This is a genomic window from Shewanella sp. 10N.286.52.C2, from assembly GCF_002874545.1.
In the GTDB taxonomy this organism is placed as follows: domain Bacteria; phylum Pseudomonadota; class Gammaproteobacteria; order Enterobacterales; family Shewanellaceae; genus Shewanella.
Genome location: NZ_MCTV01000085.1, coordinates 1 through 947, shown reverse-complemented (window position 1 = coordinate 947; position 947 = coordinate 1). Strand labels below are relative to the sequence as shown.

1 protein-coding gene is annotated in these 947 nt (G+C 43.3%); it reads right to left on the bottom strand.

What is annotated here, in order from left to right; genetic code table 11:
• Positions 1 to 98: 98 nt before the first annotated feature.
• Positions 99 to 947 (bottom strand): tyrosine-type recombinase/integrase (locus tag BCU94_RS19360; protein WP_157937410.1); only part of this gene is annotated, 849 nt, incomplete at its 5' end.

Genomic DNA, 947 nt, shown 5'->3' with positions numbered 1-947 from the left:
ACACATTGTAAGTGGGTCGCGGATAGATCATGTAAAACGAAAAGGAGCAGAAATGAGCTACACACTCCTCTATCACTTTCGAATAAACACACCGATCATCAAATATTATATTCAAGTCGCTCAATGTATTTGAGTAATGCCCTGGCCTGAATATCTTTCCCATAGCGGCCGTAGGTGATGTTTGGGTTTGCGTGGCCGACTATCTGCGCCACAATATGCTCGCTGATATCCAAACGCTTAAACTCATCGATAAAAGTGTGTCGTAGACTATAAGCCGTTGGTCGTTGACTCGCTTTCATGCCAATGCAGGTTTGTAATATCGATAGGTGCTTACAATAGGTTTTTGACCAATCTTCTACTAACCCCACTGGTTTGTAATTAAACAGCTGGGGATGTTTTTTACGCTTATCTACAAATTCAATAAAGCCCTGCTCTATCAAGGTTTGGTGGATTGGGATACTGCGTCTTGCATTGGCATTCTTAATACGTTGCCCTTTGCCGCTGTCATCAACGTTAATGCAATGAATACCTTCTATTACGACGATGTCACAGGGCTTTAACTGACACGCCTCTGATGGCCTTAGGCCGCCATAAAGCATCAATCGGGTGACCCACTTAAAGTCCGCTGTTGAAGCTTTAAATTCGGCTGAATGTATCAGCCTTTTTAGTTCACTCGTATCCCAACGGTCTCTTTCTTGGTTGGCTTTAACTTTGGGCTTTTGTCCTACTGTCACGTTTTCAAAAGGGTTATGGCTGCAGTAGTTCATTAACTTGCACCACTTAAAAAACTGAAATACGGCCGCTAAGTATTCTTTATTGCTTTTATAGCTTCTGCCCTGTGTGAGTAGCTCATCACGGTACTTCATCGCATCAGCCGAGGTGATATCGTTAACGCAAATAGCTTGGGTGCTTTTTGGTGACCGGTTGCCGATTGTTGGCAGTAACTT